Genomic DNA, 16,640 nt, shown 5'->3' with positions numbered 1-16,640 from the left:
TGACGCTAAATATCGCTCTTCAGTGGGAAGAGTATTTTTTTGTTTAAGGTGTTTTATTCATGTTTTTTTGAAAAACTAGTTTTAAGACCGTTTCATGTGATTGAAACTTCCATATTTTTTCTTGATTGACTGTTCTCATCCATATCATTTTCATCAAAAGGAAAAATATAAATAAAAGGAATTTATCGTGAAACAATGAAGGCCTTTTTGAAAAGTAAGACGAAAAAAACTGCATATTGTGTAACAAACATTTATTTAGGTTTAAGAAGGAGAAGAGAGAATTGACAAAATTTGTAGAATTAGGTTTGAGTCCAGCTCTATTGAAATCGATTGACCAACTGGGTTTCGAGGAGGCGACTCCGATCCAAGCGGCCACGATTCCAAAAAGCTTAGACGGAAAGGATTTGATCGGACAAGCTCAAACGGGTACAGGGAAAACCGCCGCTTTCGGTATTCCGTTAATGGAAAAAATCGATACGAAAAATCATCATATTCAAGGAATGATCATAGCCCCTACACGGGAATTGGCCATCCAAGTATCAGAGGAATTATATAAGATCGGCTATCATAAACGGGTGCGCATTCTTGCAGTGTACGGCGGCCAAGATATTCAAAGACAAATCCGCGCTTTGAAAAAACAGCCGCATGTGATTGTGGGAACTCCGGGAAGAATTCTTGATCACATCAATAGACAGACATTAAAATTAGACCATCTTCATACGCTCGTTCTTGACGAAGCGGATGAAATGCTCAATATGGGTTTTATTCAAGATATTGAAGCCATCCTTTCCCATATGCCGAAAGAGCGGCAAACCCTTCTTTTTTCTGCAACAATGCCGGAACCGATCCGTGCTATTGCCGAAAAATTTATGAAAAATCCGGAATTAGTTCAAGTGAAAGCAAAAGAAATGACGGTTCCGCAAATTGAACAATATTTTATCAAGATTCAAGAAAGAGAAAAATTTGACGTTCTTTCCCGGCTTCTGGACGTACAATCTCCTGAGCTTGCGATTGTATTCGGCAGAACGAAGCGTAGAGTGGATGAATTGACAAGGGCGCTTACTTTGCGCGGGTATTCTGCTGAAGGGATTCACGGGGACCTAAGCCAAATGAAACGCTTGAACGTCCTGAAAAAGTTTAAAGAAGGAAAAGTCGATGTTCTTGTGGCGACCGACGTTGCGGCACGGGGATTGGATATTTCCGGGGTTACTCATGTTTATAACTATGATATTCCGCAAGATCCGGAAAGCTATGTTCACCGTATTGGCAGGACCGGACGAGCCGGAAAAGAAGGAATTGCCATTACGTTCGTATCCCCTAGGGAAATGGGCTATTTAAGAGAAGTAGAACGAACGACGAAAAAACGGATGACGCCGATGCAGCCGCCGACATGGACGGAAGCGCTCATCGGACAACAAAAAGCAGCCGTGAATGAAATTGAGACATGCTTAAATAATGAAAATTTAGAGGACTATCAAGAATTAGCGAACGAGTTGCTGGCACAGTTCCCGCCAAGTCAAGTGGTGGCCGCTGCCCTTAAACTCCTTACAAAAGAACCGAACCGCACTCCTGTCCATATTACGGAGGAAGGGCCGCTGCCAATGAAAAAAGAGAGCAGACGTTCTTTTAATAAAACACAAGGAAATCAACGCAAAAATCAAAGATCGCGCGTGAGCCGAAGAAAATCCGTTCCAAAAGCATAGGAATTCCTATGCTTTTTTGTTTGCAAATATCTGGAGCGAGAAATGCGAAAACGGCTGGTTGCTTTCCGCCATTGTCGTTCTTAATAGGATGATCATTCAACAAGGAGTTTCTTTCGATACAGGATGCCCATGAAGAATCCGTAAGCAAAACCTGCCAGGTGGGAAACGATATTCACTTCGGTTTGAATAAACGTCATCAATAGAGCGATGAGTACAACCGGAAAAATGATTTTTTGATGATGATCGGCTAGCAAAGGGGGCTTCACCAGCAAGAAAGCGGCAAAGGACCCGAATAACCCGAAAATGGCTCCGCTTGAACCGATATGAGTGTAGGTTAAAGGCATAAATAGAAAGGTGGCGGCATTTGCGAAAATCCCGGATAATAAGTAGAGTAATAAAAACTTGATTTTTTTTAACATGATCTCTAAAGGAGGAGCGAATAAAACCAGTGTGATCGTGTTGAAGAAAAAATGGGAGAATCCTCTATGAATGAAAATGGAGGAAATGAGTCGCCACCATTCTCCATTCGCAATCGCGATATTGGTTCCGGAAAAAGATTGGTAGAAAGCGACAGCAGGGAAAAAAGGAATCCATGTCGCCAAATAAAATAGAGTCTGAATACCGGCTAATGTGGAAACGCAAGGATAATAACGGATAAAATCTGCCATTCGTTCACTGTGCTGAAACATGGACTTCACCTCTGGTTAAGGGAGTGACGAAGTTGGGGCAACAACGAAATGCTTTTCGATCCTGCGTTCCAAAAGCATTTCGATGCAAGATTCTCACATGCTACCTCCATTTATATGCGGCCGGAAATCATTTAGAAGGGACGAACTGTGATGATTATTGGCATTGGTTTAGATATTGTAGAAATGGAAAGGATTGAAACGCTGATTCGTCGTCAACCGAAATTTCCATGTAGAATACTGACTGCAAATGAAATGAATATATTTCAATCTTTATCGTCAAAACGGCAAGCTGAATATTTGGCAGGGCGATTTGCGGCAAAAGAAGCTTTTTCCAAGGCCTACGGAACGGGAATCGGAAAAGAGTTGACGTTTCACGACATCGAAATTCAATATAATGAGAACGGAAAACCGATGATCGTCAAGCCTTTTAAAGAAGGAGTTCATTTAACTATTACGCATAGCCGGGAATTTGCTGCTGCTCAAGTGATCATCGAAAAAATGGGAAAAGATTTTTAAAGTACATATTCCCTATGGTTGTCTCATATATTGGATAACAGCAGGAGAGACAAGATCGAAAAGCCGAGATTGCAGGCAACAGCGCTGGACGAAAGAGGCATAAGTGCCTGTTCATCTTAGGTTATGAACATCTTCTCTCTCCCTTTCATGTTTAAATGAGACAAAGGGGAAGTGAAAAGAATGAAAAAGAATGTGGCGCTCTTATTCATTGGCTTATTGACAATGATTGTTCTCGCTGCCTGCGGTTCTAAGACAAAAGAGGAGGTTGTTTCCGATCTAAATGAAAAAATCGGCAAATTAAAAGGGTATAAAGCGGAAGCGCAAATGACCTTAAAAGTGGGAGAAGAAAAACAAACGTATAATGTGGAAGTATGGAATAAAGAACATCAATATTACCGGGTAGAACTAAAGGCGGCCAAAAGAGACCAGAGCCAAATGATTTTGCGAAATGATACCGGTGTGTACGTATTAACTCCTGCCCTTAATAAAAGCTTTCGATTCCAAAGTGATTGGCCTAAGAACAGCAGTCAAGCATACTTATATGAGTCGTTAGTGAAAGACATTTTAGAAGATAAAGAGGCGAATTTTAAAGAAACGAAAAACCACTATGTATTTGAAACCAAAACCCGCTATCAAAACAAGCAAATCCTTCCTTACCAAGAAATCGTTTTTAACAAAAAAGACTTAACACCTGTCTCCGTAAAAGTAATGGACACCGACCACAATCCATTAGTCACCGTCAAATTCAAAAATTTGGATCTACATGCCAATTTTGATTCGTCGTCCTTTGATATGAAAAAGAATATGACAGGAGCTCAGCTTGAAGTACCGGTTGCTGCAAATTTGGGTGATCAAGATTTTTCCGTTCAATATCCTCTTGCTGATTTAGAAGGAACAAAGCTGGTGGAAGAAAATGAGTTGTCATCTGATAATGGGAAACGGGTTGTTCTTACCTATGGCGGGAAAAAATCGTTTACGATTGTTCAAGAAAAAGCTCACGCTGTTGAGGCTTCCGAACCAATTGATTTGGATGGTGAAGTGGCGGATCTTGGCTTTGCCATCGGGTCCATAACCGATCACTCGCTCTCTTGGACGTATCATGGGGTTGATTACACGTTGGCATCGAAGAACCTCACGAAGCAAGAAATGATCAGAATTGCGAGTTCCATGCAAGGAAATCCGGAAAAATAAGAGGGAATTCTTTTTCGATTGGTAATTTTACCCTATTTAAACAACGGAAACTCATATGATTCAGAAAACGCTGGCCCAAAAGCGATTTTACTTTTAGGTCAGTTCTTTTTTTGCATTTAAAAATTCGACAATATTTGTCATAATGAAGGGGAGTTTAGTGGAAAGAAGGGTCATGAGTGGATACATCTCAGTTTTACAGGGATACATGGGTTGAAATTAATTTGGATCACATTGCTTATAATGTAAAAGAAGCTTTGCAACTTTTGCCGTCTACAACGGATTTATTTGCTGTGGTAAAAGCCAATGCATACGGTCACGGTGATGTTCAAGTTGCCAACACCGCTATAAAGGCGGGAGCCAAAGGTTTGGCTGTGGCCTTTTTAGATGAAGCTTTGAAATTAAGGAACAGCGGAATCGAAGTGCCGATTTTAGTATTAGGAGCTTCCAGGCCGGAAGACGCCAAGTTGGCAGCAGACCATCGTATTTCGTTGACGGTGTTTCAGGAAGAATGGTTGGAAAGAGCGGAACCATTTTTGAATGGCTCCTCGTTAAGTGTGCATATGAAAGTAGATACGGGAATGGGCCGAATCGGTGTAAGGACCGAAAAAGAGTTGAAAGCATTGGAAAAACGAATTATGCGTTCCCCTGCCTTTCGATTAGAAGGGATTTTTACTCATTTTGCGACAGCCGACGAAGTAGATACAGATTATTTCCGGAAACAATTTGAAAAATTTCAAGTGATGGTGCAACTTCTGGAACAAAAACCAAAATATATTCATTGCGCGAATAGTGCAGCTACTTTAAGGTTTAAAGAAACATCTCATGCTTTTAATCTTGTTCGCTATGGAATTTCGATGTATGGGCTGTCGCCTTCTGCCGACATCCAATCCCTTCTTCCTTTTGAATTAAAACCGGCATTATCTCTGCATACAAAAATTGTTCATGTGAAAAAGGTGAAGAAGGGAGAAAGAATCAGCTACGGGGGTGTATATGAAGCAAAGGAAGATGAATGGATCGCTACTTTGCCAATCGGCTATGCAGACGGCTGGATTCGCAAGCTTCAAGGCCAAGAAGTGCTGGTTGGCGGGAAAAGAGCTCCTATCGTAGGACGAATTTGCATGGATCAATGCATGATCCGCTTAGATGAGGAAGTGCCCGTAGGAACGGAAGTCGTTTTGATCGGTAAGCAAGGCCGGGATGAAATCACGATGGATGAAATTGCAGCAAAGCTTGAAACGATTCATTATGAAATTGGTTGTATGATTTCCCATCGAGTTCCCCGTGTCTATATAGAATCCGGAAAGATTGTGGACGTTTCAAACCCACTTTTGTCTTCTCACCGGAAAATGTAAGCAGTGAATTTTTTTCTTTGTCAATATAAATGCATAATTTTCGTGTTTTTATGACGATAATAGGTGAAGAATTCATAATTTACCCGTGGTGCTAGTTGAGTGTCAGCGCTCAACCAGCCCTAGTGTGACCAAGGAATAAGCCAACAAGATGCCATCGAGTGCCACTTCAAACCCGGCAATGGAATTCGCTCGAATGTCGGTGATCCGGTATTGGTCTACGAGAATCGAAAACACCGTCTCGATGACTTTGCGTTTTTTCCTGATCCATTCTTCCCATGCCTTGGATGGGCCGTGCTTTTGATTGTGTCGAGACGGTGTCCAGAACGCGGCTTGGTGTTCTTCGTACAGCTTTTCTCGAAGAGCGTGGCTGATGTACCCTTTGTCCCCAAAGTTGTAGGGATGAGGGATTTGAGTCATCACCGTTTCAGCGGCTTTGACGTCGTGGCAGGACGCTTCCGTCACGACATAGCCCATGGCCAGCCCTTGATTGGTCACTTGAAGATGCAGCTTGAAACCGTAGTACCATTGCTTTTTGGAAGCACAATACCCCATATCCGCGATCCCTCGAAACCGCTTGACGCGCTGCATTCTTGCGGGATGGCACAACGGAAGAGGCAAGCTGTCGACGACCGCATAAGCATGGTGTTGGCCACGTTTCGCCAGCTCATGACGGATCCATTTGATGGCGAAACCAAGCGCTCGGCAGCGGCGGTTGTATCGGGAGCGTTCAAGAAACGAGCCGTTTGTGAACAAATTTCCCGTGACAAAACGATGCCAGGCTCGTTCGGAAGAAAAGCCCAGCAGCTTCCCCAAAAGGTGAACCGCCATGACCACTTCGTCTTCTTGCTTGACCAAGTGACGGTTGCGGCGATGAAGATACATTTGAATCAACGACAGTTGGGCAGAAACAAAACAGAAAATAGCGGCATATTGTTTTTGAAGTTTGGCTGGATCTGTAGTAAAATGAAAGTGCTCTTGCATGGGGGATCTCTCCTTTCGAATGTTGGGTGACACTTTCATTCTACTGGAGATCCGCCAGCAAGGGCTATTTTTATGCTTGTCTGAGTTTTATCTAGCACCACGGGTTTCATAATTTATCTTTTCGGGCGGCTCAATTGATGGTATCATGGATTTGGTAGTGTAAAGAGACGGTTATTGCAGTGAACGGTGGAGGTGTAGTTCGTGTCTGAATCCAGCACAACGACAGAAATCTTAATTCGATTGCCGCAGCAATTTTTAAACGAATTAGACGGATTTGCTGAGCAGGAAAATGTGAATCGCAATGAATTTATTTATCGCGCCACAAAAGCGTATCTTCGAGAACGCAAAAAGCGTCAAATAAGGGAAACGATGAGACGAGGCTATATGGAAATGGCAAAAATCAATCTTGCTATTGCCTCCGAGGCTATTCAAGCGGAATATGAGGCAGAGAATACGGTAGAACGATTAGTAAGTGGGGGCTAATCCTTTGATTGTTAAGCGTGGTGATGTGTATTTTGCAGACCTTTCCCCTGTTGTCGGCTCGGAGCAAGGCGGAGTGCGTCCAGTACTAGTCCTTCAAAACGACATAGGGAACCGGTTTAGTCCCACTGTAATTGTTGCTGCTATCACAGCGCAAATCCAAAAAGCCAAACTGCCTACACACGTAGAAATTGACGCAAAGCGATATGGTTTTGAGCGGGATTCCGTTATCTTGCTGGAACAAATACGCACAATTGACAAACAACGCTTAACGGATAAAATTTCCCATTTAGATGAAGAAATGATGGAAAAAGTGGACGAAGCCTTGCAAATCAGTTTAGGTCTAATAGACTTTTAAATGAACGCTCCTTGGTTGTCTAAAGGGGCGTTGTTATTTACTCACATTTAAAAACGTTTGCGGTTGCGTGTAAATGCAAAAAAAGCCGTTTATTTGTCGGAAAGTCTACTTTAATAAATTGGCTCTTATCTTTAGAGAAAAAAGATTTTCTCTTTGGACTGCCTATCTGCTTCAAAAATCTTCACCTTCACCTTCGTGTAGGTGTGTGATTGCCGTCAAGCAAAGCATACTCTGCGGATTTGCAAGGATAGCATTCAACATGAACCCGCCTTTTACTTCCGTTTGTTTTGATCTATTTACCCGATGCACGCATTTCAGTCAGCCTTGTTTGAAAAAGGAAAACCGTTATTCTGAAAATTAGAAATATGACTGAGAATAGTTTATGATTGACTAAAGTGGTTTACATGACAGAAATCAGCAAACTTTCAATAGTACTAAAATGACTCGTTTTATGTTTATAAGCGGATATTATTATCTGAAAATATAGAAAATTTTAGGTAAAATGGAATGGGGGATTCTCTATTTGTGTTGGAATTTTAGAGTGGGAGAGAAATGGTTTTTCGTTTTTAAACACTTCAAGGAGGAATGATATGAACGTCTTTTATAAGAATTTCATATTATCCATCGTATTATATTTTGTTTTAGTTATTTTTGATTATGTTGAAAATAATACATTCAATTGGACTGAAAACATGATACAATCTTTGTTTTTTGTAGTATTTTTTAGATTGTTTATGTGGTTTTTAGACGGAAAAAAAGCAAAAAACTTGATCTCTTAACAATTAGGGGATTAATATCAAGGTTTTTATTTTTACCCCCGTATGCTGTGTGCCTCATCATTACATTTCATCAAATAGTACGCAAGTTGGGCCGCAATAGATACAGCCTTTTAAACACCCAGTTTTGCAGCTGCCTAACACAGGTTATAGGACTAACTGATAGAAATTCTTCAATTCGGTTTTTGGTTTTTTATTGAGACAGGCGTCTACCTTGGCAACCAGTTATACCATTCATTGTACTTCGATCATTTTAATATCTAAACCTATGAGATATAGCCGAATAAAGAACGGTATGGAAAAAGAGCAGCGATTAAGAAAAGATTGCGTTTTCCATGAGTTAAGAAAATTACGATTCTTATGCGGAGGAAAAGGAGAATTAGGTAGTTGTGGATTGGTTCGACTTGAAATAATTGGATAGTACAGGCCTCGAAGTATTTGTTATTCTTTTTACAAATGGCAGATTCATAAGAAATTTTATTGAATGAGGCTTACAGAACGATTCAATAGATGATTTGACATCATCAGATTTTGTGGATATCTTGAACATTTAACAAGAAAGCAGAGGATGGAGTGTCATGGGGCAGCCTTTTGATTATATCGAGATGAAAATACCTGCCAAGCCGGAGTATATAGGAGTAATCCGTTTAACGCTATCTGGGATCGCAAGTCGAATGGGTTTTATGTATGAGGCTATTGAGGACTTGAAAATTGTTGTCAGCGAAGCGATTCTCAATGCAATACCGTATGCGTACCAAGAACAAGGAAAAGGAGAAATGGTCATTGGATTTTCTCTATATCATGATCGATTGGAATTAATGGTGGCCTATAGAGGTCAAAGTTTCCAATCATCTGATTTGAAAAAGGAGATGTGCCATCTTGAACAAAGGGAAGGAGAATTTTTTCGTGAAGGAGGATTAGGATTATATTTGATTGAAATGCTTATGGATGATGTGAAAATCCATCACCAAGAAGGGGTATCCGTCTTTATGACAAAATATCTTAAAAGAGAGCAGGTGGAGAGGGATGCGAAAACCATCTCAACCTAATGAATGTCCTTTTAAACAAAAGGTTATGAAATGGATCGAAGAGTTTCAGCGTCATAAATGCCAAGAATCGCAGGAAAAAATCGTGACGCATTATCATCATTTGGTTGAATCGATTGCACGAAAGTATTCAAAGGGAAAATCTTACCATGAGGACATCGTACAAGTTGGAATGATCGGGCTTTTAGGGGCCGTCCGCCGCTATGACCGATCTTTTGGCAAAAGCTTTGAAGCATTTGCAATACCGACGATTGTCGGTGAGATCAAAAGATATTTGCGCGATAAGACATGGAGTGTTCATGTTCCCCGCAGAATTAAAGAACTAGGTCCTAAAATACAGTCAACAGTCGAAAAATTGACGTGTGAAATGCAAAGATCACCTCAAGTAAAGGAAATCGCTGCTTACTTGGATATCACGGAAGAAGAGGTACTGGAAGCAATGGAAATGGTGAAAGGCTACCAGACGTTATCCGTTGATCATACGATTGAAGCCGATTCTGAAGGCGGCACCATGACATTGCTTGATATGGTGGGGAATGAGGAAAAAGGATATGAAAAAGTGGATCAGCGCCTCGACTTGGAAAAGGTCCTTCCTGTACTGAACGAGAGAGAATGGAAAATTATTCAGTATACGTATTTGGAAAATATGAGCCAGAAAGATGCAGGCGAAAAGTTGGGAATTTCCCAAATGCATGTGTCCCGTCTTCAACGTCGCGCCGTTCAAAAATTAAAAAAAGCCATTCGATCCGAAACGATGAATTCGGAAAAATGAAACCGATCCATAATTGGTGTGTCATTTGCTGCTTCCCAATCTCTTAAAAAATTGGGCATAGACAGTTTTTTTGAACATAGAGATTGGTGAAACCAAAAAAGCATAATTTTTCGTTTGAAACCAATGATAAGAAAGTATTTTTTGAGAGGAATTAGCAGTTTGGTTGATTTTTTCTAAAAAAGAATGACGATGGCGATCACGGGCGAGAAGGGTTCTCTAGTCATTTTTTTTGGAAAAAATTGAATCAATGAGCTCCCAGAGTCCCAACCAACCCCCTACTTTCTTCCTCATTCCGTCTCACCTTATCTGCTAAAGAGGAAATTATGATAAAATGGGAGAACACATATATGATCAATCGAATGTCTATGAGAGCATGTATTAGCTCAACCTGAGGGTTGTTGAATCATCCGACTAGAGGGCAGCTTAATCACTCAACGGATAAGAAGAAGCTTTTGCTGCTCATCGATAGTGTATCGATTGAAAAGGACTTCCTCGATTCTCCATTTGGAAGACTTTTTTGCTTTTTCTAGAAGTTTAGGAAAAGGAGTGAACTCCGTTTTGAACGGAACGAATATGATTGAACAATCGACTGACAGAGAAATGAATTTACTAAAAAAGATAGCTGAAGAACAATCACTAAAATGGAAACAAGTACAAACGGTTATTTCCATGTTGGAAGAGGGCAATACAGTCCCGTTTATCGCTCGTTACCGAAAAGAAGCAACCGGAGCGCTCGACGAAGTTCAAATTCGTTCGATTATGGAAAGATGGGACTACCTTCAGAACTTGGAGAAACGAAAAGAAGAAGTTTTGCGCAGCATTGAAGGACAAGGCAAGCTGACGGAAGAATTGCAGCAAAAGATTTTAGCTGCTGATAAACTGCAAGAGGTAGAAGACTATTACCGCCCGTATAAACAAAAAAGACGGACAAAAGCGACCATTGCCAAGGAAAAAGGATTGGAACCTTTCGCTCTTTGGCTGCTAAGTTTCCCGGTGACGGGGTCTGTTGAAGAAGAAGCAACGAACTATTTATCAGACGAAAAAGAACTTTTCTCGATAGAAGAAGTCATCCAAGGCGCCAAAGACATTATCGCGGAAATGGTCTCGGATGATGCTTCTATAAGAGACTGGATTCGAAAAGAAACATTTCGAAATGGAACGTTAAAGTGTACGGTGAAAGATGCGGAAAAAGATGAAAAAAAGGTTTATGAAATGTACTACGAATATGAAGAACCGGTCATTAAAGCAGCTTCCCACCGTGTATTGGCCGTGAACCGCGGAGAACAAGAAGAGATTTTGCGGGTGTCAATTCAAACAGATGCGGAAAACATTTTACGCTTTTTACAGAAAAAGGTCATTCAAAATAAGGAAAGCATATCTGCCCGTTTTGTTCAAGAAGCGCTGGAAGACAGCTACAAACGGCTCATACAACCTTCTATTGAGAGGGAAATTCGCAATCAATTGACGGAAAAAGCGGAAGACAGGGCGATCCATATTTTTTCAGAAAATCTGAAAAGGTTGTTAATGCAACCACCTTTAAAAGGGAAAACCGTTCTTGGAGTGGATCCGGCTTATCGTACGGGATGCAAACTGGCCGTAGTCGATGAAACGGGAAAAGTGCTTCATATCGGAGTGATTTATCCTCATCCTCCGAAAGCAAAGAAAGAAGAAGCGAAACGCCTTTTTATTGATCTCTTGGAACGTTTTCCAATTGAAGTAGTAGCCATTGGCAATGGAACGGCTTCTCGGGAAACAGAACAATTTGTGGCGGACATTTTAAAAAATATGAAAAAAGATATTTTTTACCTCATTGTAAACGAGGCCGGCGCGAGTGTTTACTCTGCTTCTGATTTGGCACGCGAGGAGTTTCCCGATCTTCAAGTGGAGGAAAGAAGCGCCGTATCGATTGCCAGAAGGCTTCAAGATCCTTTGGCGGAACTAGTCAAAATCGACCCGCAATCCATTGGTGTAGGACAATATCAGCACGATGTTTCACAGAAAAAATTGCAGGAATCCCTTAATTTTGTGGTGGAGACGGTTGTGAATTCAGTGGGGGTAAATGTCAACACGGCTTCAGCCTCTTTGCTTCAATATGTTTCTGGACTTTCTAAATCCGTTGCCAACAATATTGTGAAGTATAGAAATGAAAATGGCCGGTTTACTAATCGGATGCAGCTAAAAGACATTCCGAGGTTAGGAGCAAAAACGTTTGAACAGTCTATTGGCTTTTTAAGAATTTTAGATGGGGAAGAGCCATTGGACCGGACTCCTATTCATCCGGAAAGCTATCCGCAAGTCCGCCAATTGCTTGAGAAACTAGGATTTACGACAGCTGATCTTGGCACGTCTGAATTGCGGGAAGCGTTGGAACGGCTTTCCATTAAAGATGCAGCTGAATCGTTAGGCATCGGTGAACTGACTCTGAAAGACATTGTCGATGCTCTTATTCAACCGGAAAGAGATCCTCGTGATGAACTGCCTAAACCGCTTTTAAAGAAAGATATTTTGAAAATGGAAGACCTCAAACCGGGCATGGAGCTCGAGGGAACAGTTCGCAATGTAGTAGACTTTGGAGCTTTTGTGGACATCGGAGTGAAGGAAGATGGACTTGTTCATATTTCCAAAATGAAAAAAGAGTTTGTGAAACATCCTCTCGATGTAGTGTCAGTGGGCGACTTGGTTACTGTCTGGGTCGATCAGGTTGACTTAAATAAAGGAAGAGTTTCATTAACGATGATTGCTCCTAATGAGTAGACATGCACCAGAGTGCATTATCGCAGTGTGGGATGTCATCAGTCTATACTGACTTGAGCGGTTTTACGTTTTGCTTCAATTCTCTTTCCGTGTAAAAAAACCAGCATTGGTTCAATAACTTGATTTGGCTTCGGTCTTTTTGCAAAAACGCCATTCGCATTTGATTTTTTAGCCAATTAGGCATATCAAACCCTCCCAGTGTTGATAATCAACCGTCTAAACGGGCCGCAGGACTCTAGCTTTGAAGGCGGGTGCTGCGGCTTTCTTGATGCCATAAGCACAGGATTCTTTTGCGGTCGAAGGATGAGCACGTTTTTTTACCGAGTGGCACGAAATACAGTTTGTATGATGCGATCAAACGAAGGCGCCGGATGTTGTGACAGAATATGCCAAGCTTAAAATCAAAAGAAAAATCCGAATACTAATAAGTATGCTGAATAGGTTTGTCAAGTTTCCAGAGGGGTGTTGAGGTTGGATAACAAAGAATTGCAGTCTCTAGTAGAGACTATTTCGCAACAATGGTTTGGTAAAGCATTTACTCATAAAGCGCTTTTTAACCCGAGGCTTAGAACTACCGGCGGAAGGTATTTGTTGAATTCTCACAATATAGAGGTGAATAAGAAGCATTATGAAGAGTATGGCTTAGAAGAATTAATAGGAATTATAAAGCACGAGCTTTGCCATTATCATTTACATCTAGAGGGGAAGGGCTACCGTCATCGTGACAGGGATTTTAAAGAATTAATGCATCGCGTGAAAGCGCCTCGTTTTTGTTCCACCTTGACCACTGTTCAGAAAAAGCGCTCGACAAAACAATATATTTATCAATGTCAATCGTGCAAACAAATTTTCAAGCGTATGAGAAGGGTGGATACTAAGAAATTTGTTTGCGGAAAATGTAAAGGGCGACTCTCTTTAATGGAAAGTCATTTTGTAAGGCATTAAACAGAAGACGACTTTCCATTGACTGTTCAAAAGTTTTTTATATCATTTTTGTTATTTTGAAATAACCTGAGGCGGGAATGGAGACAGTAAGTGACAGGGTGTAATGGAACCAACATAAAATTTGTTGCAAAGTGATGGTGGGATCGTAAATAGAATGCCCATTTGAAGAACATGGTAATAAAAAAATTTTTCATTTTATGCTTGACTTGTTAAATATAGGTCATTATAATATGAAGAGTCGACAAGCTAATAAGTTATTTCAATTGTTCCGCAGTAGCTCAGTGGTAGAGCAATCGGCTGTTAACCGATCGGTCGTAGGTTCGAATCCTACCTGCGGAGCCACTTTATGAAGGAGAAGTACTCAAGTGGCTGAAGAGGACGGTTTGCTAAACCGTTAGGTCGCAGATATGTGGCGCGCGGGTTCGAATCCCGCCTTCTCCGCCACCGTGGCCCGTTGGTCAAGTGGTTAAGACACCGCCCTTTCACGGCGGTAACACGGGTTCGAATCCCGTACGGGTCACTTCCATCTATAATCGGCAACAGTTGGACTGGCTGTTGCTATCTATGGTCCCGTAGTGTAGCGGTTATCACGCCTGCCTGTCACGCAGGAGATCGCGGGTTCGATTCCCGTCGGGACCGCCATTGTTTGTTGGGCTATAGCCAAGCGGTAAGGCAACGGACTTTGACTCCGTGATGCGCTGGTTCGAATCCAGCTAGCCCAGCCAACTTATAAATGAGCCATTAGCTCAGTCGGTAGAGCATCTGACTTTTAATCAGAGGGTCGGAGGTTCGAATCCTCCATGGCTCACATTTTGCGGGTGTGGCGGAATTGGCAGACGCACCAGACTTAGGATCTGGCGCCTTCGGGCGTGGGGGTTCGACTCCCTTCACCCGCACCAAAAAAATTATTGACTTATTCTAAAAAAATAGTATAATAAGAAACGTTCTTTAAAATGCGGTCGTGGCGGAATGGCAGACGCGCTAGGTTGAGGGCCTAGTGGGGGCGACCCCGTGGAGGTTCGAGTCCTCTCGACCGCATCGGCAAATGCGCCCATAGCTCAATTGGATAGAGCGTCTGACTACGGATCAGAAGGTTAGGGGTTCGACTCCTCTTGGGCGCGCCATGTACAATTAAAAATGTCGCATCGGGAAGTAGCTCAGCTTGGTAGAGCACATGGTTTGGGACCATGGGGTCGCAGGTTCGAATCCTGTCTTCCCGATTTGGAGATGCGGGTGTAGTTTAGTGGTAAAACCACAGCCTTCCAAGCTGTTGTCGTGGGTTCGATTCCCATCACCCGCTCCAATACAATAGATGGATCCTTGAAAACTGAACAAAACGAAGCGTAAACCAATGTTTCAATTGAAACAAGCCAAGTCAAATTTCTTTTTGGAGAGTTTGATCCTGGCTCAGGACGAACGCTGGCGGCGTGCCTAATACATGCAAGTCGAGCGGACTTTCAAGAAGCTTGCTTTTTGAAAGTTAGCGGCGGACGGGTGAGTAACACGTGGGCAACCTGCCTGCAAGACGGGGATAACTCCGGGAAACCGGGGCTAATACCGGATAATATCTTCCTTCGCATGAAGGAAGGTTGAAAGGCGGCGCAAGCTGCCGCTTGCAGATGGGCCCGCGGCGCATTAGCTAGTTGGTGAGGTAACGGCTCACCAAGGCGACGATGCGTAGCCGACCTGAGAGGGTGATCGGCCACACTGGGACTGAGACACGGCCCAGACTCCTACGGGAGGCAGCAGTAGGGAATCTTCCGCAATGGACGAAAGTCTGACGGAGCAACGCCGCGTGAGCGAAGAAGGTCTTCGGATCGTAAAGCTCTGTTGTCAGGGAAGAACAAGTACCGTTCGAACAGGGCGGTACCTTGACGGTACCTGACCAGAAAGCCACGGCTAACTACGTGCCAGCAGCCGCGGTAATACGTAGGTGGCAAGCGTTGTCCGGAATTATTGGGCGTAAAGCGCGCGCAGGCGGTCTCTTAAGTCTGATGTGAAAGCCCACGGCTCAACCGTGGAGGGTCATTGGAAACTGGGAGACTTGAGTGCAGAAGAGGAGAGCGGAATTCCACGTGTAGCGGTGAAATGCGTAGAGATGTGGAGGAACACCAGTGGCGAAGGCGGCTCTCTGGTCTGTAACTGACGCTGAGGCGCGAAAGCGTGGGGAGCGAACAGGATTAGATACCCTGGTAGTCCACGCCGTAAACGATGAGTGCTAAGTGTTAGAGGGCTTCCACCCTTTAGTGCTGCAGCTAACGCATTAAGCACTCCGCCTGGGGAGTACGGCCGCAAGGCTGAAACTCAAAGGAATTGACGGGGGCCCGCACAAGCGGTGGAGCATGTGGTTTAATTCGAAGCAACGCGAAGAACCTTACCAGGTCTTGACATCCTTCGCTACCTCTAGAGATAGAGGGTTCCCCTTCGGGGGACGGAGTGACAGGTGGTGCATGGTTGTCGTCAGCTCGTGTCGTGAGATGTTGGGTTAAGTCCCGCAACGAGCGCAACCCTTGACCTTAGTTGCCAGCATTCAGTTGGGCACTCTAAGGTGACTGCCGGTGACAAACCGGAGGAAGGTGGGGATGACGTCAAATCATCATGCCCCTTATGACCTGGGCTACACACGTGCTACAATGGATGGTACAAAGGGTCGCGAAACCGCGAGGTGGAGCCAATCCCAAAAAACCATTCTCAGTTCGGATTGCAGGCTGCAACTCGCCTGCATGAAGCCGGAATCGCTAGTAATCGCGGATCAGCATGCCGCGGTGAATACGTTCCCGGGCCTTGTACACACCGCCCGTCACACCACGAGAGTTTGCAACACCCGAAGTCGGTGAGGTAACCCTTACGGGAGCCAGCCGCCGAAGGTGGGGCAGATGATTGGGGTGAAGTCGTAACAAGGTAGCCGTATCGGAAGGTGCGGCTGGATCACCTCCTTTCTAAGGAAGAAGAAAAGCAGAGGCGACTGTTCAGGTGCGACAAGCACAAGACAGCTTGCGAGGAGGTAGTATTTCAACCACCGCAGCAAGATGGATTGTGACCTCGAGCACCTAGGAGCCGGAGCTGGACAGATATGA

Annotated in this window: 13 protein-coding genes, 11 tRNA genes and 1 rRNA gene; 22 read left to right on the top strand and 3 right to left on the bottom strand. The window is 43.2% G+C overall.

Going from position 1 to position 16,640, the window contains the following annotated elements; genetic code table 11:
- The first annotated feature begins 281 nt into the window (after positions 1–281).
- Positions 282–1,703 (top strand): DEAD/DEAH box helicase, encoded by a 1,422-nt coding sequence (locus N1I87_RS16185; protein WP_270583420.1) that lies wholly within the window; start codon positions 282–284, stop codon positions 1,701–1,703.
- 92 nt (positions 1,704–1,795) lie between these two features.
- Here N1I87_RS16185 and N1I87_RS16180 read toward each other — a convergent pair whose 3' ends face one another.
- Positions 1,796–2,392: a rhomboid family intramembrane serine protease gene (locus N1I87_RS16180; protein ID WP_341102882.1), complete on the bottom strand. Its 597-nt coding sequence runs from the start codon at positions 2,390–2,392 to the stop codon at positions 1,796–1,798.
- Positions 2,393–2,542: 150 nt separating this feature from the next.
- Between N1I87_RS16180 and acpS the strand changes: the two genes are divergently transcribed.
- The 3 genes from acpS (at position 2,543) to alr (ending at position 5,451) form a co-directional block, all read left to right on the top strand.
- A complete protein-coding gene (gene acpS, locus N1I87_RS16175) occupies positions 2,543–2,908 on the top strand; it encodes a holo-ACP synthase (RefSeq protein WP_341102259.1) in 366 nt (121 codons plus the stop codon).
- Positions 2,909–3,088: 180 nt separating this feature from the next.
- Positions 3,089–4,099, top strand: coding sequence for a LolA family protein (locus N1I87_RS16170; protein ID WP_341102881.1), 1,011 nt, complete (start codon positions 3,089–3,091; stop codon positions 4,097–4,099).
- Positions 4,100–4,275: 176 nt separating this feature from the next.
- Positions 4,276–5,451 carry an alanine racemase gene (gene alr, locus N1I87_RS16165; RefSeq protein ID WP_341101759.1) on the top strand — a complete coding sequence of 392 codons (1,176 nt, stop codon included), beginning with the start codon at positions 4,276–4,278 and terminating at the stop codon, positions 5,449–5,451.
- A 102-nt stretch (positions 5,452–5,553) separates the two neighbouring features.
- Here alr and N1I87_RS16160 read toward each other — a convergent pair whose 3' ends face one another.
- Positions 5,554–6,432 carry an IS982-like element ISGsp1 family transposase gene (locus tag N1I87_RS16160; protein WP_011231214.1) on the bottom strand — a complete coding sequence of 293 codons (879 nt, stop codon included), beginning with the start codon at positions 6,430–6,432 and terminating at the stop codon, positions 5,554–5,556.
- 201 nt (positions 6,433–6,633) lie between these two features.
- On the opposite strand from N1I87_RS16160, the gene N1I87_RS16155 reads away from it, so the two are divergent.
- The 5 genes from N1I87_RS16155 to N1I87_RS16135 all read left to right on the top strand — a co-directional run bounded on the left by N1I87_RS16155 (position 6,634) and on the right by N1I87_RS16135 (position 12,618).
- Positions 6,634–6,915: a CopG family ribbon-helix-helix protein gene (locus N1I87_RS16155; RefSeq protein ID WP_004439375.1), complete on the top strand. Its 282-nt coding sequence runs from the start codon at positions 6,634–6,636 to the stop codon at positions 6,913–6,915.
- Between the two features lie 4 nt (positions 6,916–6,919).
- Positions 6,920–7,270, top strand: coding sequence for a type II toxin-antitoxin system endoribonuclease NdoA (ndoA, locus tag N1I87_RS16150; protein ID WP_004439372.1), 351 nt, complete (start codon positions 6,920–6,922; stop codon positions 7,268–7,270).
- 1,354 nt (positions 7,271–8,624) lie between these two features.
- The gene (rsbW, locus tag N1I87_RS16145) at positions 8,625–9,095 is read left to right on the top strand and encodes an anti-sigma B factor RsbW (RefSeq protein WP_341102878.1); all 471 of its coding nucleotides are present in this window, start codon (positions 8,625–8,627) and stop codon (positions 9,093–9,095) included.
- Positions 9,073–9,864: an RNA polymerase sigma factor SigB gene (gene sigB / locus N1I87_RS16140; RefSeq protein WP_341095671.1), complete on the top strand. Its 792-nt coding sequence runs from the start codon at positions 9,073–9,075 to the stop codon at positions 9,862–9,864. Before rsbW ends, sigB begins: the two co-directional genes overlap by 23 nt.
- A 600-nt stretch (positions 9,865–10,464) precedes the next feature.
- Complete coding sequence (locus N1I87_RS16135; protein ID WP_445285719.1) at positions 10,465–12,618, top strand: Tex family protein; 2,154 nt, start codon at positions 10,465–10,467, stop codon at positions 12,616–12,618.
- A 43-nt stretch (positions 12,619–12,661) separates the two neighbouring features.
- Here N1I87_RS16135 and cmpA read toward each other — a convergent pair whose 3' ends face one another.
- Positions 12,662–12,802 (bottom strand): cortex morphogenetic protein CmpA, encoded by a 141-nt coding sequence (cmpA, locus tag N1I87_RS16130; RefSeq protein ID WP_147542788.1) that lies wholly within the window; start codon positions 12,800–12,802, stop codon positions 12,662–12,664.
- 287 nt (positions 12,803–13,089) lie between these two features.
- Here cmpA and N1I87_RS16125 point away from each other — a divergent pair, with 287 nt between their 5' ends.
- From N1I87_RS16125 to N1I87_RS16065, 13 genes are all read left to right on the top strand, one after another.
- Entirely contained in the window at positions 13,090–13,563 is a 474-nt protein-coding gene (locus N1I87_RS16125) for a SprT family protein (protein WP_004439361.1), read from the top strand.
- Positions 13,564–13,830: 267 nt separating this feature from the next.
- Positions 13,831–13,905 (top strand) — tRNA-Asn (locus N1I87_RS16120).
- A 9-nt stretch (positions 13,906–13,914) separates the two neighbouring features.
- Positions 13,915–14,007, top strand: a tRNA-Ser gene (locus N1I87_RS16115).
- 4 nt (positions 14,008–14,011) lie between these two features.
- A tRNA-Glu gene (locus N1I87_RS16110) sits at positions 14,012–14,083 on the top strand.
- Between the two features lie 46 nt (positions 14,084–14,129).
- Positions 14,130–14,205: transfer RNA gene (locus tag N1I87_RS16105), tRNA-Asp, on the top strand.
- Positions 14,206–14,213: 8 nt separating this feature from the next.
- A tRNA-Gln gene (locus N1I87_RS16100) sits at positions 14,214–14,288 on the top strand.
- A gap of 10 nt (positions 14,289–14,298) precedes the next feature.
- Positions 14,299–14,371, top strand: a tRNA-Lys gene (locus N1I87_RS16095).
- A gap of 6 nt (positions 14,372–14,377) precedes the next feature.
- A tRNA-Leu gene (locus N1I87_RS16090) sits at positions 14,378–14,462 on the top strand.
- 56 nt (positions 14,463–14,518) lie between these two features.
- Positions 14,519–14,601, top strand: a tRNA-Leu gene (locus tag N1I87_RS16085).
- A gap of 9 nt (positions 14,602–14,610) precedes the next feature.
- Positions 14,611–14,687 (top strand) — tRNA-Arg (locus N1I87_RS16080).
- 22 nt (positions 14,688–14,709) lie between these two features.
- Positions 14,710–14,783, top strand: a tRNA-Pro gene (locus N1I87_RS16075).
- Positions 14,784–14,792: 9 nt separating this feature from the next.
- A tRNA-Gly gene (locus tag N1I87_RS16070) sits at positions 14,793–14,866 on the top strand.
- A gap of 81 nt (positions 14,867–14,947) precedes the next feature.
- Positions 14,948–16,502 (top strand): 16S ribosomal RNA (locus tag N1I87_RS16065).
- Positions 16,503–16,640: the final 138 nt, after the last annotated feature.

The organism is Bacillus sp. FSL W8-0102, from assembly GCF_038007225.1.
GTDB lineage: Bacteria > Bacillota > Bacilli > Bacillales > DSM-4216 > Bacillus_O > Bacillus_O smithii.
The sequence above is the reverse complement of the archived record's forward strand: the minus strand, read 5'-3'. Positions and strand labels throughout refer to the sequence as shown.

Coding starts and splice junctions, on each gene's coding strand:
- N1I87_RS16180 (WP_341102882.1), bottom strand. CDS start 2,392: ATGTTTCAGCACAGTGAACGAATGGCAGATTTTATCCGTTATTATCCT.
- cmpA (WP_147542788.1), bottom strand. CDS start 12,802: ATGCCTAATTGGCTAAAAAATCAAATGCGAATGGCGTTTTTGCAAAAA.
- acpS (WP_341102259.1), top strand. CDS start 2,543: ATGATTATTGGCATTGGTTTAGATATTGTAGAAATGGAAAGGATTGAA.
- N1I87_RS16160 (WP_011231214.1), bottom strand. CDS start 6,432: ATGCAAGAGCACTTTCATTTTACTACAGATCCAGCCAAACTTCAAAAA.
- N1I87_RS16170 (WP_341102881.1), top strand. CDS start 3,089: ATGAAAAAGAATGTGGCGCTCTTATTCATTGGCTTATTGACAATGATT.
- rsbW (WP_341102878.1), top strand. CDS start 8,625: ATGGGGCAGCCTTTTGATTATATCGAGATGAAAATACCTGCCAAGCCG.
- sigB (WP_341095671.1), top strand. CDS start 9,073: ATGCGAAAACCATCTCAACCTAATGAATGTCCTTTTAAACAAAAGGTT.
- N1I87_RS16135 (WP_445285719.1), top strand. CDS start 10,465: ATGAATTTACTAAAAAAGATAGCTGAAGAACAATCACTAAAATGGAAA.